This window comes from Paenibacillus sp. FSL R7-0163 (genome assembly GCF_037969975.1).
GTDB classification, from domain to species: Bacteria; Bacillota; Bacilli; order Paenibacillales; family Paenibacillaceae; genus Paenibacillus_AQ; species Paenibacillus_AQ odorifer.
In genome coordinates, this window is record NZ_CP150224.1 from 3,790,541 (window position 1) to 3,813,427 (window position 22,887).

At 46.6% G+C, this 22,887-nt stretch carries 23 protein-coding genes; 3 read left to right on the forward strand and 20 right to left on the reverse strand.

The annotated features are described in order from the left end of the window. Positions 1-244 precede the first annotated feature (244 nt). From NST45_RS16955 to hemE, 10 genes are all read right to left on the reverse strand, one after another. Positions 245-730 carry a tetratricopeptide repeat protein gene (locus NST45_RS16955; protein WP_249267663.1) on the reverse strand — a complete coding sequence of 162 codons (486 nt, stop codon included), beginning with the start codon at positions 728-730 and terminating at the stop codon, positions 245-247. A 42-nt stretch (positions 731-772) separates the two neighbouring features. Next, entirely contained in the window at positions 773-2,710 is a 1,938-nt protein-coding gene (locus NST45_RS16960; protein WP_076140917.1) for an ABC-F family ATP-binding cassette domain-containing protein, read from the reverse strand. An 86-nt stretch (positions 2,711-2,796) separates the two neighbouring features. Then, positions 2,797-3,366: a TetR/AcrR family transcriptional regulator gene (locus NST45_RS16965; protein ID WP_076098408.1), complete on the reverse strand. Its 570-nt coding sequence runs from the start codon at positions 3,364-3,366 to the stop codon at positions 2,797-2,799. Positions 3,367-3,410: 44 nt separating this feature from the next. Next, a complete protein-coding gene (locus tag NST45_RS16970; RefSeq protein ID WP_076140916.1) occupies positions 3,411-4,214 on the reverse strand; it encodes a DUF92 domain-containing protein in 804 nt (267 codons plus the stop codon). A gap of 22 nt (positions 4,215-4,236) precedes the next feature. Further along, the gene (locus NST45_RS16975) at positions 4,237-4,860 is read right to left on the reverse strand and encodes a fumarylacetoacetate hydrolase family protein (protein WP_036689251.1); all 624 of its coding nucleotides are present in this window, start codon (positions 4,858-4,860) and stop codon (positions 4,237-4,239) included. Between the two features lie 36 nt (positions 4,861-4,896). Then, the gene (locus tag NST45_RS16980) at positions 4,897-5,631 is read right to left on the reverse strand and encodes a glycerophosphodiester phosphodiesterase family protein (RefSeq protein WP_244886457.1); all 735 of its coding nucleotides are present in this window, start codon (positions 5,629-5,631) and stop codon (positions 4,897-4,899) included. 18 nt (positions 5,632-5,649) lie between these two features. Further along, on the reverse strand, positions 5,650-7,047 hold the full coding sequence (locus tag NST45_RS16985) for a CapA family protein (protein WP_339823266.1): 1,398 nt from the start codon (positions 7,045-7,047) through the stop codon (positions 5,650-5,652). 162 nt (positions 7,048-7,209) lie between these two features. Beyond that, complete coding sequence (gene hemG, locus NST45_RS16990) at positions 7,210-8,634, reverse strand: protoporphyrinogen oxidase (protein WP_076143308.1); 1,425 nt, start codon at positions 8,632-8,634, stop codon at positions 7,210-7,212. Next, positions 8,631-9,587, reverse strand: coding sequence for a ferrochelatase (gene hemH, locus NST45_RS16995; protein WP_076143310.1), 957 nt, complete (start codon positions 9,585-9,587; stop codon positions 8,631-8,633). The genes hemG and hemH overlap by 4 nt, the downstream gene beginning before the upstream one ends. A gap of 54 nt (positions 9,588-9,641) precedes the next feature. Then, the gene (hemE, locus tag NST45_RS17000) at positions 9,642-10,703 is read right to left on the reverse strand and encodes a uroporphyrinogen decarboxylase (protein WP_339823272.1); all 1,062 of its coding nucleotides are present in this window, start codon (positions 10,701-10,703) and stop codon (positions 9,642-9,644) included. Positions 10,704-10,934: 231 nt separating this feature from the next. Between hemE and NST45_RS17005 the strand changes: the two genes are divergently transcribed. Continuing rightward, positions 10,935-12,155, forward strand: coding sequence for an MFS transporter (locus NST45_RS17005; RefSeq protein ID WP_038569803.1), 1,221 nt, complete (start codon positions 10,935-10,937; stop codon positions 12,153-12,155). 4 nt (positions 12,156-12,159) lie between these two features. Here NST45_RS17005 and NST45_RS17010 read toward each other — a convergent pair whose 3' ends face one another. Further along, positions 12,160-12,789, reverse strand: a complete 630-nt coding sequence (locus NST45_RS17010) for an O-methyltransferase (protein ID WP_036689230.1) — start codon at positions 12,787-12,789, stop codon at positions 12,160-12,162. A gap of 202 nt (positions 12,790-12,991) precedes the next feature. Here NST45_RS17010 and NST45_RS17015 point away from each other — a divergent pair, with 202 nt between their 5' ends. Together NST45_RS17015 and NST45_RS17020 are read left to right on the forward strand one after the other, a co-directional pair. After that, positions 12,992-14,131 (forward strand): class I SAM-dependent RNA methyltransferase, encoded by a 1,140-nt coding sequence (locus NST45_RS17015; protein ID WP_036689227.1) that lies wholly within the window; start codon positions 12,992-12,994, stop codon positions 14,129-14,131. A 209-nt stretch (positions 14,132-14,340) separates the two neighbouring features. Next, the gene (locus NST45_RS17020; RefSeq protein WP_339823275.1) at positions 14,341-16,380 is read left to right on the forward strand and encodes an LTA synthase family protein; all 2,040 of its coding nucleotides are present in this window, start codon (positions 14,341-14,343) and stop codon (positions 16,378-16,380) included. A gap of 617 nt (positions 16,381-16,997) precedes the next feature. Here the strand turns inward: NST45_RS17020 and NST45_RS17025 are convergent. The 9 genes from NST45_RS17025 to NST45_RS17065 form a co-directional block, all read right to left on the reverse strand. After that, positions 16,998-17,237 (reverse strand): DUF1450 domain-containing protein, encoded by a 240-nt coding sequence (locus NST45_RS17025; RefSeq protein WP_036689224.1) that lies wholly within the window; start codon positions 17,235-17,237, stop codon positions 16,998-17,000. 41 nt (positions 17,238-17,278) lie between these two features. Further along, positions 17,279-17,581 carry a heme biosynthesis protein HemY gene (locus NST45_RS17030; protein ID WP_036689223.1) on the reverse strand — a complete coding sequence of 101 codons (303 nt, stop codon included), beginning with the start codon at positions 17,579-17,581 and terminating at the stop codon, positions 17,279-17,281. 126 nt (positions 17,582-17,707) lie between these two features. Beyond that, positions 17,708-17,959 carry a hypothetical protein gene (locus NST45_RS17035; protein WP_036689222.1) on the reverse strand — a complete coding sequence of 84 codons (252 nt, stop codon included), beginning with the start codon at positions 17,957-17,959 and terminating at the stop codon, positions 17,708-17,710. A 110-nt stretch (positions 17,960-18,069) separates the two neighbouring features. Beyond that, positions 18,070-19,278, reverse strand: a complete 1,209-nt coding sequence (locus NST45_RS17040) for a M14 family metallopeptidase (protein ID WP_036689219.1) — start codon at positions 19,276-19,278, stop codon at positions 18,070-18,072. A 306-nt stretch (positions 19,279-19,584) separates the two neighbouring features. Beyond that, positions 19,585-20,391: a glutamate racemase gene (gene racE, locus NST45_RS17045; protein ID WP_036689641.1), complete on the reverse strand. Its 807-nt coding sequence runs from the start codon at positions 20,389-20,391 to the stop codon at positions 19,585-19,587. 255 nt (positions 20,392-20,646) lie between these two features. Continuing rightward, a complete protein-coding gene (locus tag NST45_RS17050; RefSeq protein WP_339823278.1) occupies positions 20,647-21,126 on the reverse strand; it encodes a YtxH domain-containing protein in 480 nt (159 codons plus the stop codon). 100 nt (positions 21,127-21,226) lie between these two features. After that, positions 21,227-21,892, reverse strand: coding sequence for a metalloregulator ArsR/SmtB family transcription factor (locus tag NST45_RS17055; protein ID WP_038569796.1), 666 nt, complete (start codon positions 21,890-21,892; stop codon positions 21,227-21,229). Positions 21,893-21,950: 58 nt separating this feature from the next. After that, positions 21,951-22,391: a HepT-like ribonuclease domain-containing protein gene (locus NST45_RS17060; protein ID WP_038569794.1), complete on the reverse strand. Its 441-nt coding sequence runs from the start codon at positions 22,389-22,391 to the stop codon at positions 21,951-21,953. Between the two features lie 207 nt (positions 22,392-22,598). Beyond that, positions 22,599-22,886 carry a Dabb family protein gene (locus NST45_RS17065; protein ID WP_036689213.1) on the reverse strand — a complete coding sequence of 96 codons (288 nt, stop codon included), beginning with the start codon at positions 22,884-22,886 and terminating at the stop codon, positions 22,599-22,601. Between the last annotated feature and the right edge of the window lies 1 nt (position 22,887).

Here is a 22,887-nt window from a genome sequence, read left to right on the forward strand (position 1 = left end):
GTGGTCATCACTTTCGCCTGGTGCTTACGGACCCAGATGATGTTATTCGCCAATTTTCAGCCTATGGGGCACTGTTTCGGACCCCATTGACGTTATTAGCTTGAAAAGCTACGTATTAGGAGCTTTTTGTGCTAATAGTGACTGCGGAGTCCGTAAACATTCCAAATGTGCAATAATGCTGCGTTTAAGGTCAGTGGTGTCCGGATAGTACTTCGTAAGTATTAATGCGATATAAAAGCTAGCATCAATCCCAGACTTGCTCCAGCTTATCTGAATAATAAGAAATGGCCTTACTGTAACTTCTTATCCCTTCATCCGCAGAGGTTTCTGCCAACAGCTTAAGCAGCAGCTCCATCGCTTGACTATGCTCTCCAAGATTGTGCAAGGTCATGGCTAGGAACGCCGGAAATTCCTTATTCTCCGGGTACTCCTGAACAGCCTGCATCAGAAGACCTTTTGACTTCTCGTATTCTCCGAGTGTCCGGTAGGTGCTGCCCAGTCCCAATAGAGCGCCAACTCTCTGCTCAGAGGGTAATCCTAACGCCAAGCTTTTCTCATAAAAGGGTACTGCCGCCCGCTCCAAACCCAGCACATCATGCGTCCAGGCCAATTGATATAGAAGTTCAGCGTCCCCAGCATTCTGCTCATATAGCTCAAACAGCATCATTTTGGCTTCTTCCGCTTTACCAGCGTTGCGTAGGGCTACGGCAGCTTTAAGTTTATCTTCCACACAGAGCCCTCCCATATTTTCATTCAAAACCATCCAACGGGTTTAAGCCTTACCAGCGATTTTCTCCGCAAGCTCGTTCAGATAGGTCCAGCGTTCCATAAGACGCTCCAGCTCTGCTTCGGCTAGGCGTTGCTCCTCTACTAGCTCCTGCAGCCTTCCAGAGTCAGCAAAAGCCGCCTCCATCTGTACACTAATATCCGTCAAACGTTGCTCTGCAAGCTCAATTTGCTCATCAATGCCCTCATATTCACGCTGTTCCTTGAAGCTGAATTTGAGTTTTGTTTTGGGAGCCGTTGAAGGTGCAGGGTTGCTGCCAGTGTCCGCGGCCTCTTTTCGCTTTGAGCTTCCATCTTCTTTGTTCGATTCTCCAATGCGTGGCGGTACATTTTTGGCCAGCCATTCTTCATATTCCGTATAATCGCCCACATGAATCCGGATATCGCCATTTTCAAAAGCAATCAGCTTATCTATCGTACGGTCCAAGAAATAACGGTCATGGGATACGGTAAAGACGACACCCGGAAATTCATCCAGATAATCTTCCAATACAGCCAATGTGCCGATATCCAAATCGTTCGTAGGTTCATCCAAAAGCAATACGTTAGGTGCTCCCATCAATACACGAAGCAGATACAAGCGTCTTTTTTCGCCACCGGACAGCTTCGAGATCGGTGTCCACTGCATCGCAGGAGGGAACAAGAAGCGTTCCAGCATTTGACCAGCCGTAATCACACTGCCGTCTGCTGTCCGTATCACTTCTGCTTCTTCCTTCACGTATTCAATGGCACGCATACTGTCATCCATATCCTGATGCTCTTGTGTAAAGTAACCAAGCTTAACCGTAGCGCCAAGCTGAACTTCACCTTTATCGGGTTGCAGCTGACCTGCAATCATATTTAAGAGTGTTGATTTGCCGCTGCCGTTCGGGCCGACGATGCCCACTCTATCCTGGGGTACAGCGATATAGCTGAGATCTTTGATTAGCTGACGACCATCCAACGCTTTCGACAGGTCATTAATTTCAATGATCTTGCGACCTAAACGTGTAGAAGCCACAGAAATATCCAACGAACCGTTCGAGCTGCTTCCTGTACTCTCTTTCAGCTTTTCGAAGCGGTCGATTCTTGCCTTCTGTTTTGTTGAACGGGCTTTGGCACCGCGACGAATCCAAGCCAGCTCTGTACGCAGCAGGTTCTTACGCTTCTGTTCGGCAGAGGCTTCTCGTTCTTCGCGATCGGCTTTAAGCTCTAGAAACCGTGAATAGTTAGCTTCATAACGATAAAGCTGGCCACCATCTAGCTCTAGCATGACACTAGCCACACGCTCCAGGAAGTAACGATCATGCGTCACCATCAAAAGAGCGCCGCGCCGTTTCTGCAAATATTGCTCCAGCCAAGCCACGGAATCCGTATCAATATGGTTGGTAGGCTCATCAAGAATCAGCAGTTCAGAGGGGGTAATCAGTGCAGCTGCCAGAGCTACACGTTTACGTTGTCCACCAGAAAGTGTGTCCATTAGCGCATCAAACTTTAAGATGCCTAGCTTGGTAAGCACGCTTTTGGCTTCACTCTCCAAATGCCATGTTCCCGCAGCGTCGATCGCCTGCCCAATCTTTACTAGTTTTCCTTCCAGTTCAGCATTACCAGGCTGCTGTTCAAGCTGGGACATAGTCTCCATATACTCACGCATGGTAGCAAGGTCTGGATCATCCCCGGCGAACACTTGCTGCAAAACTGTATTCATAGGATCATAAGGAGGATTCTGCGCCAAATATTGTACTCTTACATTATTCCCGATGGCAATTTGCCCACCATCCGGAGTATCCAGACCGGCAATAATCCGTAAAAAGGTTGATTTACCCGTTCCATTCACACCGATCAAGCCAATTTTATCCCGATCGTCCATACCAAATGAAGCGTCGCTAAAGAGTACTTTCTCGCCATAACTCTTGGAAAGATGTTCCACGGTCATAATATTCATGCTATTTCCTCGCTTGCCTTATATTTTCATAAAACCGGCCGCATCTAACCAATGCTATTTATCCGGTCTATCATCCTATCCAAAATTCAGGTGATCATGGCCCCTCTAATAAAAAGACCAGCAGCGAAATCAGCGCGTTTATACGCGTCCTCCTCCGTAAAAGACGGATCAAATAAGATATCCATCTTCAAACGATCCAACATCCCTATGTAGGACTGTGCCATAAGCTCAGGCTCGGATGCTCCACCTTCTAATAATACCTTGACCACATCTTGCATGTATTGCTCCATAAATTGTGTCATATACGCCACTAATTCAGGATTATTGTTAGGGGCACGGAAAAAGAGCTTCGTATGCCTCTTGCGTTCATAATAATAATTCAGGTGATGTTTAGCAATGATCGACAGTTTACCGGCCAAAGTATCACTAGCCTTCAGCCTTTCCTGTAATTGCAGGAGAAATCCCTCACAATCGCGGCGCGTCACTGCCATGAATAATTCTTCCTTGCTCTTGAAGTATAAATAAACGGTGCCCTTTGCTATCCCGGCTTGCTCCGCCACTTCCGACATCTTCGTTTCGTAAAATCCACCTGAACCGAAGAGCTCGTATGCGGCATCCAGAATAGCAGTATGTTTTTGATTGGATGCGCTACTCATCGGTCCCTCCCTAAACTGTGCCGTTCAAAGCTTAAATTCAAATGCTAAATGATCATGCTCAGCAGTAAGGCAGCTGCACCGCCGAGGATAGAGCTGATGGCATTGACTGCATCATTGCTCATCCACTTCCAGCCTCTTGCGTGTACAGCTGGAGCCCCACAATGCTGTGAGCCTTCCACTTCGCGGCCGCATACCGTACAGCGGTTCATCTGCTGCACGGTTGCACCAAGGATAGAGTCGGCAAAGGCGCCGACTAGTCCTCCGGCAAGTCCTGCTAGGGTAAGCAGCACGAAAGAGTGATCCGGCATGCCGGATATCATTCGCAGCAGCCAAGCTGACGCACCGATGAGTGCGCCTCCTGCTGCTGCCGCCAGCGTACCCAAGCTGGATACACCTCCCGAAGCTCCGGCAGCAAGAACTTTACCCGTAAGGACAGAACGAGGCGGTTTCTTGCTCAGTGTTCCGATCTCCGTAGCCCATGTATCCGAGGTTACTGTAGCCATTACACCAATAAATAGGAACCCCCACAGCTCATGCGGGAAGATCGCATTCAGGAGAACCAGAACCATGCCAAGTCCACCGTTAGCAAAGACCTGCCCGGCATCGCGGCGGCCCGTCTTAGCATACGTCAGCTCTAATTCTGCTTTATTATCATGATGAAGTTTGGACAGCAGGCTTGAAGTGATGAAGAAGATCAGCAATATCCCAAACCAAAAAGCATTTCCGGCACCAAAATAAATAGTGCCCATCACTACCGCGGCAATCATGCCAGAGAGACTTAAAGACTGCTTCCAATATGCCGCTCCCGCAACAATCAAAGCGCCTAAAGCGCCAATAACCCACTGCATAGATTCATCTCCAACAGATCTATTAACCGATCAGGCAAGTCCCCATCAGCTTGTCGCCCCAGTACAGCTCGAAAGCGTCGCCAGCTACAGTAGGACCCACGCCTGCCGGAGTACCTGTAAATATCACATCGTCTTTCCCTAACCCGTAGCGCTCGGCGATAAAATCAACAATTTTTTGAAGTGAAAAAATCATGTTTTTAACATTGCCGCGTTGTACTTCCACCCCATTTTTCACCACTGTAAAATCAGTTCCCTCCAGCTCTTCCTTATCTGGAAATGCTATGTAAGGGGTGAGTGGTGCGGCATTTTTAAAGCCTTTAGCTGGCGTCCACGGCAAACCTTTCTTCTGCAGATCATTATGCACATCACGCAGCGTGAAATCCAGTCCCAGTGCCATTACATCTACCAGATCCTCCACGCTCATGCCGGGTGTATAATCACGTGCAATACGCAGTACAAGTTCACCTTCATAATGAATCTGACCCGCATCCTTTGGCAGCTTAATTACTGCTTTATCGAGGGAAACAGCCGCATGTGAGGGCTTCATGAAGATGAGCGGCTCCACTGGCACATTGTTACCCAATTCCTCCGCGTGTAGCTTGTAGTTGCGTCCAACACAATATAGATTATTAACAGCAGCGCACATAAACAGTCAGCTCTCTTTCCCATCGATTTGGATTATTTATACCTTCAGAAAGGTGTCGCCCCATATATCCGGGCGGTTTGTACAGATCATTATATCAGAATGCATGTCGGCTAAGCGACGCATCTCTTTCGCTTTGTTCACAGTCCAAGCCATAATTTCCACCCCACGCTCGGACAAAAGCTTAGCCAGTCTAGGATTCAGACGCGAGAAGCTAATCGAAAGTAAAGAGCAATCCAGTTCATGCAGCCTGCGTGCAGGATTGCCAAATCTGGAATCAAAGATCAATCCGGTGCGAAAACGGGAATCAATTTCCTTGACTTTTTTTAATGCTCCAGTATCAAAAGAGGTCAAGATCACGTCGTCCCGCATACCTTTTGCAGAAATAAGATCCGTCACCGTCTTCTCAATGCCAGGATACATATCTCCCACTGTTTTCAGTTCAATATTCAGACGCAATCTTCCGGAGGCTAGTGACAGCACCTCTTCCAAAGAAGGCACCCGCTCGCCCTGAAAAGAACGCCCTTTCCAGCTCCCCGCATCCAGACGCCGGATATATTCCCAGTCCATGTTCTTCACCTTGCCATGACCATTGGTCGTCCGGTCCAACGTATAATCATGAATGACAACAGGAACGCCGTCTTTGGAGAGCTGGACATCAATTTCCATCCAGTGCACATAGGGCATGGCAATCGCCATCCGAATGGCTGCCAATGTATTCTCTGGAGCTTTACCGGAAAACCCTCGATGGGCTACACACAAATTGTTCATCATAAGGACCTCCCAGGAACCCTATTTGGTAACTTGAGTGACTTTACCGTCGCTGCCGATCTTTACCCGTCCTGCGGATAGAGCTTCTACTCTTTTTAACAAAAGTTGTCCATCCACTGTGTTCATCGGCACAGGCTGTGCTAGCTCGGCTTTCATAGGCTTCAGCTTTAGGGAACATTGACCTTTTACACTACATTCCGCCTGAAAAACCGCAGTTTCCCAAGTGGCAGGCACTGTAGATCTCGTAAAAATAAAATTCCCGGTGCTGTAGGCAATCCATTTGCCCTTATATGGCTCCACGCCTTGTAGCACGTGTGGATGGCCGCCAATGACAAGATCGGCTCCTGCATCGATAAAGCTATGGCCCAGCGACTGTTGCGTTTTATCATATTGTTCTACCCGTTCTTTACCCCAATGGACAACTACGACCACCAAATCGGCTTTCTTTTTGGCTGCAGCAATAGCCTTCAGTCCTTCTGCACTATCGTATACGGAGGCAAGTCCCGGCTTATTTTTTCCTGCCATCCAATCCGACGCAGGAATCACCCGGGTGAATCCCAGCAAAGCGATCTTAATGCCCTTACGTTCAAAATATTGCGCCGAATATGCTTCTTTACTGTTAAGCCCCGCACCCACATAAGGAATTCCTCTTTCAGCAAGGTGGTTAAGGGTATCCCGCAAGCCTTGCTCTCCTTGATCAAGCGTGTGATTATTCGCCATATTTACTGCGTCCACACCAGCTGACTTAAGCGCATCCAGAGCGAGTGGTGATCCTTTGAATACAAATTGCTTATTAGTGGCACTTACGCCACCTGTGGTCACTGGAGTTTCCAGATTCAAGATCGTAAGATCATCTTTCTTGAACAGACCATCCAATGCGGCATACGAATAATCATAACCTTTCTTCTCCAGCAGTTCTCCAGCTTTCCCGGAAAATATAACATCTCCACCAAAATTCAAAGTCACCGTCTTACCAGACGCGTCATCATCTGACGGCAGACCAGACACTGGATCATTATTTGCTGCTTCCGAGCTGTCCTCATCCTTCGCAGGGGTCGCTGTCGCTTCAGGAGCTTGTGTTTCAATGATCTCTTCGGGCTCCTCCTGCGGTGTAGGCGTTGGCTCTGGAGTTGCCGTAGGAGAAGGGCTTGGCGTGTCTGTAGCTTCAGGCGTTGCAACTGCAACCACCGGAGGTGCTGTCTGAGGCTGATCACTACTCTCCGGTATAGGCGTAGCTGTCGCTTCTGCAACCGGAGGCGGTGAGGCGCTTTTCTTGTCAGGGTCATTCGTAAAGCTATAAGTCAATAACACGGTAATCATCAGAAGAAGACCTGCATTGATCCAAGCCCAGGCCGTTCTGCGCTTGCGTTTGCTCTTATGTTTGTTCTTTTGTCTAGAACGCGATCGCGGCGGATACATGGTTTCTGTGATCTCCTCTACTCTCAAATTGTTTTTATTATAGCATATCTATCACAGCACCCTACAAATAAGAGAGTCGATAGAAATAGAAAATTTTACTAACTAAAGAAAAACAGTGAAGCGCCTCATGCTTCGCTTCACTGTTTTATTTAGTCATCGTACTCACATTTCATTCATTAGCTGTTTAGCAACGCTTTCCGCAATAAGCTTGGACTGCTTGATGCAATCCGGCATTGCTATGCCATTAAATCCGGCGCCAATGACATACACACCAGGAAGCGAAGCCGCTAATTCTTTGCGGAATTCGGTAATATTATCAAGATGTCCTATAGGATACTGCGGCATGGAATGCTCTAAGCGGGTGATTTCCGTAAATATTGGATTCGCAGTAATGCCCATGATCTCTCGCAAATCTTTAAGTACAAGCTCCGTCAAAGCCTCATCAGGCAGCTGAACATTCTGTTCATCATCAGAACGACCCACATAACAGCGTAAAAGCACCTTATCATCAGGAGCCGTATGCGGCCATTTCGTAGATGTCCATGTGCAGGCAGTAATATTTCGCCCTTCTTTACGAGGCACAAAAAAACCCGATCCATCATATTCGTTAACAATATCCTTTTTGTTAAAAGCCATGACTAGATTCGCCACTGAAACATAATCCACCGCTTCCAGCGCTGTAACATCCATATAGGGACGAAGTAAGTCAGCAGCCGAAAAATTAGGCGCAGTGATATATACATCATCCGCAAGCAACCGTTCGCCATTCTCCAGCTCTACCTCATAGATAGAAGGACTCCCAGCAGCCTGAATAGAAACTACGTTAGACTCCGTCCGTTGTTCTACATCATGCAGCTCATAAATCAGACTATGCACGAGACTTTGCAGCCCTTTGCGGAACGTGAGGAAGGTACTCTGTGTAGTACCTTCCTGTGCCTTTTTATTCTTTCGCCCTGTGCGCATTCCACGAATAAGGCTCCCATACTGCTGCTCTAATTCTCCAAATTGCGGAAATGTAGCTTGCAGGCTAATCTTTTGTATATCTCCGCCGTACATGCCAGAAAGGAGCGGCTCAGTTAAATTCTCCAGCACTTCAGATCCTAGACGTCGCGCAATAAGCTCACCAAGCGATTCGTCCTCATCATTACGCCGCGGAGGAAGAATAAAATCCATCATCGCACGTATTTTGCCCCCAAACGAAACTAACCCACTTGATAAAAAAGGTTTCAGTTCGGTAGGGATACCGAGTACAAGACCGGTTGGCAGAGGATTAAGCTTGTCCCGCTGCAAGATATATCGCTTCTTAGCAAGAGGGTTGGAGGATACCAGCTCGTGATCCAATTCCAATTCCTTAGCCAGCTCGCACATCTCCGCCCTTTCCGCTAGAAATGAATCTGGACCCTTTTCAATCACAAAACCATCGCGATGTAAGGTTTCAATCTTTCCACCGAGGTTTTTCTCTTTCTCAAGCAAGACTATATCAGGCTTAATACCCGCTTCTTTATAAAATTTACGAATATAAAAGGCGGCGCTGAGTCCGCTCAGCCCTCCGCCTATGATAACAATTTTTCTTGTGGGGCCAATCATGATTGAGCGGCCTTCATCTGCTCCAGTCGTTTACGAATTACATCGCTCAATACAGACATATATGCGGGATCACTATTCAGTGAGTCAATCCGCATAAGACGCATATCAAGCTCTGCAGCTACGGCTGTTGCCTCAATATCGAGATCGTACAGTACCTCTAAATGATCGGATACGAATCCGATAGGGGCCACCAATACGTATTCCACCTGTTCTTTACTAAGCTGTTGCAGCGTGTCCAGAATATCTGGACCAAGCCACGGTTCAGCTGTGCGGCCAGCACTTTGCCAAGTAAACTGCCAGTTGGTTACGCCTGCTTGAGCTGCAATTGCCTGCGAAGTTTCCAGCAGCTGATCCCGATATGGATCACCCATAGCCAGAATACGTTCTGGAAGACTATGAGCGCTGAATAATACGCGAATCTCATCACGGGTCGCGCCTGCTTCAATATATTGATCCAGCTTCGCCGACACTCTTTGGCTTAACACATCGATCAATTCAGGATGCATATGGTAACTCTCTACAAAACCCATGTCAATCTTGCATGCATCAGCCTTTTCCTGAGCACGCTTGATGTAGCTCCCCACACTCATACTGGAATAGTGTGGCGCCAAAACAATACCCACTGCTTGAGTAATGCCATCCTTCGCCATAGCCTCAACGCCGTCCTCAATAAAGGGACTGGCATGCTTCAAGCCTTGATAGCAGACAAATTCAACATCTGCTCCCGCTTTATCCGCATTTAATGCTGCTTGTAAAGCTTCTACTTGCCGGTCTGTATTCTCCCGCAGTGGGAATACCCCCCCGACGATTGCTTCATAACGGTCGGTTAACTCTTTAAGCTGCTCCGCTGATGGCGGATTCCCCCGTCTAATATGCGTGTAATAAGCCTTAACATCTTCTAGGCTCTTAGGAGTGCCATACGACATGACGAGAACACCTATTTTTACTGTCACGGATTCCGTCCCCTTTACAATTTAATAGCGTGGAACATATAAATTCTTATATTTTTACGAACGTTGCTTGGACGTTTTTTGTAATACTTCCTGAGAATAAGCGTGAATATACTCCGTCAATTCTCTAAGTTTGTCTAATGAGGCCTCCGGGAATAATCCATGGCCCAGATTGAAGATATAACCTGGCTCAAGTACACCTTCATCGATCAGTGCTTTCGCGCGTTCCTTCAAGAGGTCCATCGGAGCTGTAAGCAAATATGGATCAAGATTTCCTTGAATCGCAAATTTATTGCCTATTCTGCGTCGGCCTTCAGTCAAGCTAACTCGCCAATCCAGCCCGATTACGTCTGCTTGAAGCTTCGTAAGACTTGGCAGCAATTCTCCAGAGCTTACGCCAGGAAAGTATATTTTCGGTACATCAAGATCAGATAATTCGGAAAAAATACGAGAAACCGTCGGCAGCACATACGTTTCAAAATCGCGTGGAGCAAGCGCACCAACCCAACTGTCGAACAATTGGAAGGCCTTTCCTCCACTCCGCACATGACTTCGGAGGTACGTGATAATCATATCGCCCAGCTTGTCCATCAGCATTTCCCAGACACGGGGTTCACTGTACATTAGCTCTTTCGTACGGATATATCCTTTGGAAGGTCTACCTTCGATCAAATAGCTGGCAATTGTAAACGGCGCGCCTGCAAAAGTGATCAAAGGAACGTCCAGTTCCTTATCGAGAATAGCAATCGTTTCCAAAATGTGGCTCAGATCACCCTCCACATCAATGGGTTTTAGTCTCTCCACATCAGCTGCACTACGGATCGGATTCTCAATCACTGGACCGATATCCTTAACGATATCGAATTTCACTCCGATTGAAGCAACTGGATTCATAATGTCGGAATACAAAATGGCCGCATCCACACCCAGCTTGCGAACGGGCATCATGGTTACTTCTGCCGCCAGCTCAGGCTGCTTGCAGATTTCAAGCAATGAATACTTTTCCTTAATTTTACGGTACTCGGGATCATAACGGCCGGCCTGCCGCATGTACCATACGGGAACGTGCTCCGTGTCCTGCTTTCTGCAGGCGCGGATAAAAGTGTCATTGTAGGTCATGATAAGATCTCCATTATATTTTATTAGATTTTTTTAATCGGCATATCTACTATTATGCCCTTTTTAAAAGCTTGTAACAACTAATACGAAGAGTTTGGAATGACAATCCTATGACATTACTATGACATGTGTTGCACACATTAAGCTGCAAAAAATGATATACTGATAAAATGGCATTTTTTCCGTGAATCATATATTCTCTGAAATTCTTTGAAAGGATGTGAAAGCACTATGAAGAAATGGGAGACCTGGAAGGTCAACCTCTTAGTGCTTTGGTTCGGGCAATTTTTGGTGAATGCTGGAATGACAATGATTACACCCTTCCTGACCTTGTACCTTGCGAAGGATCTTGGTGTCCAGGGTGAACATGAAATTGGAATCTGGGCGGGACTTATTTTTGCCGCAAACTTCTTAACCTCTTTCATATTCCAGCCATTATGGGGCAAGCTTGCAGACAAGTATGGCCGTAAGATCATGTTGCTGCGTTCCAGCTTTGGGATGGCTATTGTCATGGTATTAATGGGCTTCGCACAATCCCCTTTACAGCTGCTCCTGCTCCGTCTCTTAAACGGTACAATCTCTGGCTTCAATCCCGCCTCCATCGCACTGGTGTCAGGTACTACCCCCAAAGAACGTATGGGCTTCTCCATGGGATTAATGCAATCAGGATCTGTAGCAGGAACAATTCTAGGGCCACTGATTGGTGGCTTACTTGCCGATTTAATCGGATTTCGGCCGATTTTTTATGTCGTTGGGGCCTTGCTCTTTATCGCCTCTCTCCTGGCATTATTTCTTGTTAAGGAAAAATTCGACCGCGCCGAAGCTGCACAGGAGCCGCAGGTTTCTGTACTCGCAGGTTTGAAGGAATTAATCAAAATCCCTCAGCTGCCAGCTCTATTCGGTGTAACCTTTCTGCTGCAATTTGCAATGATTAGTCCTATGGCCTTGTTGCCACTTTATGTAGAAAAATTAAATGGACCCGCCGAGAATATAGCCTTCTTGGCCGGAATGGTCAGTGCCGTTACAGGGATCTCCAATATGCTGGCTTCTCCCTTGCTTGGTAAGCTAAGTGACAAAGTCGGCGCACATCGTATTCTGACCTATGCGTTAATTGGCGCTTCACTATTCCTAATTCCGCAGGCATTCGTAACTAGTGTCTGGCAGCTGATTATAGTCCGTTTCCTAATGGGAGTCTTCATGGGTGGACTGTTGCCCAGCGTTAATGCGCTTATCCGCTCCTATACCCCTGACGGAAAAGAAAGCCGCGCATTCGGCTTCAACAGCAGTACATTGGCGCTAGGCAATATGCTGGGAGCTATCTTGGGCGGCTTTCTATCAGGTTACATCGGAATTGAGGGGCTTTTCATTATATCCGGCTGCTTGCTGCTGGTTAATACGATTTGGGTTCGATTGAAGCTGTACAAAGTAACAACACCGCGGTTATTTCGCTAATCAGCTATTTCACCATCGCTAGCGCCAATCCATCATAGGCAGGCAGACATGTACTGATAAGACGTTCATCCGTGGCGATCATCTCATTGAAGTGGCGCACAGCCAGGATGGCAGGACCATTTCTATCTGTATTTAAGGTCCGTCCACGGAGAAAAATATTATCACCCGCAATGATCGCTCCTGGATTGGCCAGCTTGATGGCATATTCCAAGTAGTTAGTGTAGTTCAACTTATCTGCGTCAATGAAAAAGAAATCGAACCTAGCGCCCTCTGCTTCCAGTGCCTTCAGGCTGTCCATTGCGGGTCCTATTCTATACTCCGTAGTATCGCCGAAGCCTGCCAGCTCTAAATTACGTCGGGCAAGCTCGGCATAGTCGGCTCTCAGCTCTAGCGATGTCAGTGTGCCACCTTCAGAGAAACCGCGGGACAAGCAAATTCCGCTGTAACCGCCAAGTGCGCCAATTTCCAAAATACGCTTAGAGCGAGACAGTCTAACTAGCATGGTGAGCAGTCTTCCGTACCCCGGCTCGACAGACACCGGCGGCATGCCTGCTTGGACGATTGCTTCTTTTACTTGAAGCAGAATTTCGTCCTCTGTATAAAGTTGTTCACTGTATTCTTCTTGCGTAAGCATAAAGATTCTCCTTTGAGGATCCCCCGTTTGCTCATAGTAAGGGATGACGGGGAACATTTTATGATTTATGGAATGCCGGGCATTGTGAAGTGTCCCACATTCCCCTATACTTGTATGGATGCTTTAAAGGACGACAATGTCGTCTCTTCTTATTGTACTGGCTTTTTGTATTTATCTACAAGTTAAACGGAGTTGAGAGTATTTGAGCAAATTACAATTAATCGCTACTGCCCCTATGGGTTTAGAAGCTGTGGTAGCGCGCGAATTAAACGAACTGGGTTATGAGACCAAGGTCGAGAACGGACGAGTATTATTCAGCGGTGATTACATCGATATCTGTCGCTGTAACTTGTGGCTGCGTACATCTGACCGCGTATTGGTTAAAATGGGCCAATTCCCTGCTAAAACCTTTGACGAGTTATTCGAAGGGGTTAAAGCTTTGCCTTGGGAAGACTGGATTCCAGAGAATGGAGAATTCCCGGTTGAAGGACGGTCCCATAAATCACAACTAACGAGTGTACCCGCTTGCCAAGGGATTGTCAAAAAAGCCATCGTCGAGAAGCTGAAGCTTTCGTATCATACAGACTGGTTCCCGGAGAACGGTCCTCGATATGTGATCGAAGTGATTTTATTAAATGACATCGCTTTGATCACATTAGATACCACAGGACCCGCACTTCACAAACGTGGTTACCGCAGACATGCAACAGAGGCTCCACTGAAGGAAACAATGGCTGCTGCACTAATCCAGCTTAGCCGCTGGAATGGCCATCGGCCGCTGTTCGATCCATGTTGTGGTTCGGGAACACTGTTAATTGAAGCCGCCATGATCGCTTGGAATATTGCACCAGGACTACGCCGCTCATTTCCATCTGAACATTGGCCAGTCATTCCGAAACATCTTTGGGAAGAGGCTCGCGAAGAAGCTTTCGATGCTGTGCGCGACGATTATCCTTTGCAATTAACGGGTACGGACATCGATCCAGAAGCAATTGAAATTGCTGAAGCCGCCGCCAAGAGTGCTGGACTGTCCGGAGAAATCACCTTCAAAGTGATGGCTGCCGCCAAAGCAAGACCTGAAGGAGAATATGGTTGTATCATCACCAACCCTCCATATGGTGAACGGATCAGTAATGACAAAGAAGTGGAGAAGCTGACCCGCCAGTTTGGTGAAATGATGATATATCTGCCAACATGGTCATTTTTTGCGATTAGCCCTTACAAGGAATTCGAACAATTTTACGGTCGTAAGGCAGACAAACGCCGCAAACTGTATAACGGACGTATCGAGTGTCAATATTATCAATACTTGGGTCCACTTCCACCTAGAAATCCGAAATAATTAGGATCACCATTGGTTTGAATGCAGAACGGACATCTACCTCGTATCGTATGAGGAGGGTGTCCGTTTTTCTCCGAGTATAAGACAGTTTTAGTTTAACACCCATCCTTTACGCTCTTATATTTCTAAGAGAAACGTTTGTCATCTAAAAAAGACAACAACGTTGTTTCTTCTCGTTTTATTTATTTTCTGTGCTAGGAGGCTTCAAAATGTCAGTTTTTCCATCAAGTCGGAGCAGCACAACCGTAACAAGTACAATAGCTTCTGTGATTCGCTCCCGATATATCGGTTATCTCCTTTTTCTTGGCATCATGCTGGCCAAGTTATTATTTCTGCATAGTGGGCTGCATGCTCCCAATATAGATATGAACCAGCAGGACAAATGGATCGCTGTAGGTTCAGTCATGTTATTGTCTTTTTGGACCCTGTGGCTTCCCCGCCGGGGACAGACGATAACGTTGTTAAGTATAAACTTGCTTCTGACGCTGCTTATTTATTCGGATATCGTCTACTATCGTTATTTTAAGGATTTTATCACGGTACCCGTATTGTTTCAGGCTGGACAGATGGATGCGCTTGGTGGAAGTATCTTCGCCCTACTGCGTCCTTCCGATCTTTATTTGTTCGCTGACTGGCTATTTCTTATTGCATACGGAATCGGCGTAGGATTATACCGCCGCAAATCCCATACATACTTGTCTAATGCCGTCCCTCGCCGTTATGGGCAATCTCACTCTTATTCTCAAACCGGTTATTCCCGCCGCTCTTCACGCCTAAGCAGGACGCTAAAAAGAAGCGTGAATGGGATCGTTGCTCTGGTGCTAGGTTGCGTGCTGACCTTTGGACCTATCCACACCTACGCTACTACCTGGGCTAAAGATCTATTCACTGGCAACTGGTGGAGTCTCGCCATGTATAACGTAACCGGACTAATCGGTTTTCACGGTTATGATATTTACTTATATGCTAAAGATCATCTTGGTCCGCAGCCCGAGCTTTCACAAGAAGAAGCCACCTCGATGCAGCTCTGGTTCAATGAACAAAACACTGAGCAAAGTGCCAATAATGACAGCTTTGGAGAATACAGCGGAAGCAACATTGTTGTTATTCAAGCTGAAGCTTTTATGAACTTTGTAGTTGGACGCTCAATATCCGGCCAGGAGATCACGCCTAATCTGAACGCTCTAATCAAAGAAAACACCTATTTCAGCAATTACTACCATCAGACCTCACAAGGCCGAACTTCCGATGCGGATTTCACGTCCAACGCTTCCCTGTACCCGCTGGTCTCCGGCTCGGTATTTGTCCGTTACCCGGATCATCAGTTTGACACGCTGCCTGCTATTTTGAAATCAAAGGGCTACAGTACCAATGCTTTTCATGCGTACGAAGGTAGCTTCTGGAATCGGCAGATTATGTATAACGCGATGGGTTATGACCATTTTTATAACAAAAAAGACTATACAATAGACGAACCTCTAGGCTGGTCTCTGGGTGACAATTCTTTTTTGCGGCAATCCCTCGATATTATGGACACTTCAGAAACGATACAGCAGCCCTTTTATTCATTTTTGACTACACTATCCAGCCATCATCCTTATTCTCTCCCTGCAGATAAACAAGGGCTTGATACTGGAGAGTTCAAGGGCACGATCTTCGGAGATTATTTGCAGGCTGTTCACTATACGGATGAAGCTTTAGGGGAAATGGTCAAAGAGATGAAGCAGCGTGGGCTGTGGGATAATACCCTTGTTGCTTTCTATGGAGATCATGATAATTCGATCCAGGAGATCGCTTATTACGAACAATTTCTCGGCAAAAGCCTTAGCGCACTCGATATGCAGCAAATAATGCATCAGGTTCCCTTGCTCATTCATCTGCCAGGCTTTAACGCCTCTGTCCTAGATTCAGCTCCAGCTGGTCAGTTGGATCTTACACCTTCCTTGCTCCATTTGCTCGGGATCTCACGTGATCCTTATTATCTCATGGGCAATAATCTGTTTAGCGGGCATGAGCGTCTTGTAACGCTGCGATCCGGCGCCTATGCCGATGCAAAGCTGTCTTATCTCCCCAGCGAGAATGGGCAATTTGCCAGCGGAACCTGTTATAGCCTCGAAAGCCGCGAAGCCGTGGACGTAGGGGAGTGCAGCATCGGGTATGAGACCAGCAAGCTCCGCCTACAGATCTCCGACGATATCATGAAATATGATGGAATCAAAAAGCTTAAGAATACACAATCTGCACCTTAAGCTTATATCCCGGTAAATGAAGAGACTGTCCACAAAACTATCGAAAAGGGCTGCTGCGACATCCTCTCTATGTTGGACATTCACTCCTGATCGTTGTTGGAAGCACGTTGGGTTTTCCGACTTAGATACGCGAAGTATCTCACTAACGGACACAGCTGACCTTAAACCCAGCAATATCCGAGGTTTGGAATGCTAACGGACTCCAGAGCAGCTATTAGCCTGAAAAACGCCGATATGAGCCTCTTTTCTGAGGAATAGCGTCCATGGGGTCCGAAATCTTGCATTAACAGCTAAAAACACGCAAATAACGTCATCTGAGTCCGTAACCCTTGTAGGATGAGGAGATGGTGGGATGGTGGAATGATAGGATGATGGGATGAGGAGATGAGGAGACGGTGGGATGATGAGATGGTGAGATGATGGGACGATGGGTCGATGAGATGAGGAAACGGAGAAATGATGGGATGATGGACACGATTGAAGTAAGCCACCAATGACCAAAAAACACAGAGCAGCGATCCTCCAAATAACAGGAGAATCGCTGCTCTGTTTACTTTTACTTATTCTGAGAATGAAGAGGGATCGACCCTATTATCTTAGTTGATAAGAACTCAGTATTATTTCTGAACGGAGGGCTGTTTGATAAAAGCTTCTGCTTTCTTCAACACTTCATCCTCCGTTGGAGCACTCACATAACGACCATTCACATAAACAAAAGCCCGTTTGCCACATGGACCGCAGTACGACTTGCAGCCGACCTTGATCTCGGCATCAGGTGCCATTTTTTGCAGCTTAGGGATAATACTTTTCAACTTCATGAAATTACATTCATCGCACACTTGTATTTCGTTAGCCATGGAGCAACCCTTCTTTGTGTTCGAAATTTACAGGCGAGTGTTTAGTGATCGCCGTGATTACCTTTAGAGGGATTCGTAATGACAAAACCTTCTTGTGGAAGATACAAATAATCAACGACCACGCCATCAAGGAGTGGTTGACTCGGATCAAGAATAACATCGATTTCCTTATCTGTCGACACTACAACATCGTTCTCTTTAGGCGTGTCCAAGTCCAGTCCGTAGTGAGCATGATCACCGTGTGCATGTGTAATTGCTACGCGCAGCTTCAACTCGCTGTTTCCTTCAAGCTCCATTTGTTTCTTTATCACTTTAGCCGCATTGCGGGTAATTTTGACCTTCATCTATATTCCATCTCCTAGTCCGAAAATTAAATACTCAATTACTTATTTTAAAGGTAAATGACATCTAAAAGCAACTATATTAGCTAATTAGCTCTGAAGTTCTTGTCGAAAATGTGTGGTGCGATCCTATTCACCCTGCTGAAGTGTAGGATATTTCCGCCCCATTCGTGACACGAACCAGCCCATTAGCAGCATGGTCACTCCAATATCATCGATCGGAATAAATGGCATGAAGTCCGGCAAGACCCAATAGAGCAGTACTGGAATTGTAAATAACAGCTTGTCCCCCATTGCTACTTTAGGGGAGCGGATGTATTGCCAGGAGCTACTGAAGATATGGGACCATTGTTTTAGTGACAGTATTTTTTTCAGTTTCATGGTGACCCTCCTCCCAAGTAAAAAGGATACAGCCGCGGATAACGTGTAGTGACGACAGCGGCCATACCCCATGTTTTATTTTACGCAAGTTTACTGCAAATGTTTCATAATTATTTCACATTAGAAAGGAGCGTTGCCAATATAAGTCCTGTTTCCAAGGCCATATCTTCAAAATCTGCTAGTGGCAGCGGATTTTTGCCGATCCCCAGCTCCACCGTAAATCCAGGTTTGCGGAAGGTCTGAATAAACCAATCCTTATATCCGGCATCACTTCCAGTCAGCTCCACTGCCCGGTAACTGCTCGCAACTGCCAGCTGCGCGGCTAATTCACGGCTCTCGGGAGGTTCATACCCCCGGTAGTTCCAATAAATCTCTCCTCCTTGGCTATGCAGAGACACTGCAGCTTCGCCAGGCGCTGCCTCAGCCAGGGCAGCCAGAGCGGCTGCTTCTGGCTCACTCAGCGGCTCAGGGCCGCTGTAATCCCGCGGTGAGGGCAGCCTTACTCCCCGACGTTCCCGCTCCTCTTCCCAATGAGCGGGAAATTGATCCCCAAGATCCACACCGCGGATGTTAGCTTTCCAATGCCGGAAGCTGCTTCGTCCACCATTCCATTTCATGAGGTCATCATAAAACGGATGGTCTGGCAAAACCCCTTCCTGAACCAGCTCCACGCCATCTGGATTAGCCATAGGCACGACCCATAATGTCCAGTTTTGGAACCAAACCTCAGGACTGTGTCCATTCCATTCCAAGCCTTCAGCATAAGCTGTTGCATACTCCTCTATGAAGGACATCAAGCATGGCGAAGTCAGCCATTCATTGGCATGCAAAGCGGCGTTAACATGCAGATGACGAGTGCCATTCCCGATCTTGAGTACATGGAGCGGCTTGCCGAGCACGCTCGTGCCTATTGTGGCTGCTTGTATAAACGGGTATTGGACAAGCAAGCTGTCAATGTCGCTCTCAACCTCAGCCGGACCGTACTCCCCGCGCAGAAACACCACGCGGTCTGGAATTGGGGGTGGAATGACAAGTATTTTTCCAGGTGTACAGCAGCGCCCTGAGGTCACACCAGGATTAAGCTTCTCCAAATCCTCTAAATTCACCTTAAATAATGAGGTTATCCGTTCTGGAGTGTCCCCTTCCTGCACAGCATACCTTTTACGCGGCGAAGATGGCAGAAATAAAACCTGACCTGGGTATAAATAAGATTGTCTCCCAACCCATGGATTACCTTGAATAACATGCTCAGGAGTTAATCCATGTAGAGCGGCAATTCGGCTTACGGTATCTCCCCTGTTTGCAATATATTGTCGCATTAGGTCTCATCCTCTCGGCCTTAAATTGCTGATACAGCAATACAAAAACAGCGGCATACAGCACTTAACTCTATTGTATGCAAGCGCCACTACCCGGCATGAAGGAGAAATGAATCACAAGAAAAAACAACGTCATCGCCCTTTATAGATGGCAACCGTTTCTCATGAAAAATAAGGATATTACAGTTCCGCAGCATATAAGTGCTTATATTTCAAAAAAACAGACTGGGAAATGTGCTTTCCCAGTCTGTTTTTCTTTTACACTCCCATGGAGTTTGTCCCTATTCAATTCAACATTGCTCCTGCTTATAACGTGGATACTTGCCACACTACTGGGGTGCGTCTAATTTGTTCTCCAAGCCAGTCTCGCGCGATGCTTTGAAACATCTCAGCATCACCGCTGCAGAAAAACTGGTGAATTGGACTTTCATCCCCGATGGACAGCTTGCCTTTATCATATAAAATTGTGCTGATCTCACGAGCGGTCTCATCTGCAGAACTGATCAGCTTGACTCCCGATCCCATAGTCTCACCAATGGGTTCTACAAGAAATGGATAATGAGTGCATCCTAAAATTAAAGTATCGATGTTAGTGTCTTTAATGCCTTCTAGTGCCTCTTCTACGATATCGTAACTTTTCTCTGAGCGGAACTTGCCTTGCTCGACGAGTGGGACAAGCGCTGGACAGGCTTGACTTACAACCTCAACAAAAGGGGACAACTGCTTTAATGCGTTAGTATAAGCACCGCTGTTGATAGTTCCTACCGTACCGATCACGCCGACATGTCCGCTTTTGGTTGCGCTAATTGCTGCGCGGGCTCCGGGATGAATCACCCCAATTACAGGGATGGAGACCTTAGCTGAGATATAATCGAGTGCCGCAGCTGTTGCGGTATTACAAGCGATAACGATCATTTTAGGATTAAACTGGATCAAATAATCTACAATTTGTTCAGTAAACAGTTGTACTTCCTCGGTCGAACGGGGTCCGTACGGAGCTCGGGCAGTATCTCCGAAATAAATGATCTTCTCCCGCGGGAGTTGCCTCATCACTTCTTTGACAACTGTTAACCCTCCCACACCTGAGTCTAATATTGCTATAGCTTGCTGCACGAACACACCGCTTCCTTCTACTTGTTTTGTGTAGCTTATGTAAGGTGAAAACAAAATGTACCTGGCTTTCAGCCCCAATTGCAGATATTACTCCTTTTGCCCTCTGAGTTCAAGACTAGTCTTCTTCCATCATTTAACAAGCGGGTGCAAACTAATTAAAAAAGCCACCCTCCGCCCAATGCGAAAAAGCGGCTCTATTATAAGAGAATGAGTACTCTTTTACCACTGAAACAGAGGATTTAAACCACGGTTCCATTATAGAATTTCTTTATTAACCTTGTCATCTTGAACGACTTCTTCAAAGCTGGCTTCTTCACTTACATCTTCACTTATAGTGGCCTCAACCAACTCAGTTTCCACTTCCAAAGTGGCAGTAGCCTCTTCAACAGCTTCTACAGCGTCAACTGCTTCTACAGCTTCTTCTGTAGCGATGCCGCTGACAGTTACTGTAATTTTTTCTTCTTCATCAACAGCATTCGCACATGATTTGCTCCATTCCCGAACTTCATGCACTACATGCCCAATCGAATCTTTTGCCTTGTCATAAATCTCAATGCTCTTATCTCCCGCTTGAACGGCAAGTTCTTGAACCTTTTCAATACCAGCGGTAGTTCCTTCTGCAATATCCTTGCGCAGCTCTTTACCTGGTTTAGGCGCGAACAGCAATGCTGTCACCGATCCAACCACACTGCCGACTAAAGCGCCCCATAATAAACCTTTGGTGTCCTTTTTCATCGTTTCATCTCTCCTTTAAATTCATTGCTCCCCGCTCTACCGGGCTAATGCCTATATCTGCTATATCATAAGCAGCAGGGGATTGTCTTGTGACTAATTATTATAACTTTTCAGAAGTTTTGTCTGTAACATTTTTGGGTACGATAGCGTAGCGGCAGCAATGGCCGCCCTCTGCCATACATTCATTACGTGTTACCTTAGCATCCAGCAGTTCTTCGAAAAGACTATGCTCACATTGGCAAGCCTTACGATACTGGGTAGCCACTTGGCGAATCGGGCAATTGTACTCCCTTATGACATATGAGCCATCCTCTTCACGGTTCCATTCTGCCATATATCCACCGGCATTTTGGATAGAAGATAATTCGGCGACGCGTTCTTCCAAATTGCGCCGTTCCATCATCGGAGCATACTGAGCGAGCATCCGGCGGCGGCGGCCTTCAAATAATGTATTAACAGCATCCAGTCCACTGCCGTAATCCAATTCACGCAGAAGCTCCAAAGCCAAGTTGTGATAACTTTTTGGAAAATATTCTTCGGCTCTCTCCGTTAATGAGTACATATGTAAAGGCCGCCCCATCGCTTGCCGGACCACTTTTGTCTTTGCAAGCCCTTCTTGCTCCAGCTGAAGCACATGACGACGGACACCCATCTCTGTAATTCCCAACTCTTCTGCCAGCGCGCCGATGGTCAGTGTTCCTTTCGTCTTCAGGAGCGTCATAATCATTTGTCTTGTCGATCCGTTTTCCTGCCCCATCTTCATCATAAAGGAACCCCTCTCTTTCACGGCTATCGCCTATTCTATGTGATTCTATCCTATGCTATTATAGCGGTACACTGGCTCCAAGCTCCTGGTCCAAATATTTCCGTACCTCAACGGCAAACTGCTCAAGCACTTCCGAAAGAATGGGGGTAAGTGGATGCAGATCACCTCTCTCCCAGGCATAATAATCCTGAACGAGTGGCTTACGCAGAGCAACTAATTCTATCAATCTTTCATAAATCTCACTTTGACCTAGCACTTTCTCTTCATGAATAATAGAAATTATATCCTCATAACTTCCAGCATCACGCATAATAAACCCGTCAATGAGACAGCTACCAACGTCTGTTACAACCTCTATTGCCAGATGGAGGCTGCGTTCCTGTATTAGTCCGGTTAGTGTTGTACCATCCCAGGAAGCTGCTACAGTCCGAAGACCAGCGGTAATATCAGGGATTTGAGCAAGAATGGTTTCGATTTGATTGCGGTTGACATAATACACAGCAATACCCCCATATCGATAATAGTTAGAGAATCGTCCTAATCTCTACTTACCGCGTTTGCCACGGCGTTTCAGCCAGAAGAACATTACGAAACATGCTCCGAGAAAAACGACTAAATAAGTTAACGCTTCCATTGGATACTCAAGCTCACGCATTCCTGTCACCGCTTCCGGTATAAAATGATGATACTATATTCAAGCAGCAGCTTAAATTTCGTAATCTACAGCAATTGAGAGCTCTTTGACTTCATTAATGTGAGCAATAACTTCTTTATGAGCCGGATGAACCTGATACGCCTGTAAATCCTCTAGAGAAGCCACTTCTGTGACTAGAGCAATATCAAAGGAACGATCGGAATGAATGATGTCAGCACCCACCTCGATGGAGAGAAGCTGCGGAATCTTGCCTTCCATATTACGCAATACCGCTACCGTTGCCGCTACGCTTTCTTCGGACCGATCTTTTAATTTGAAAAACACAATATGTTTGATCATT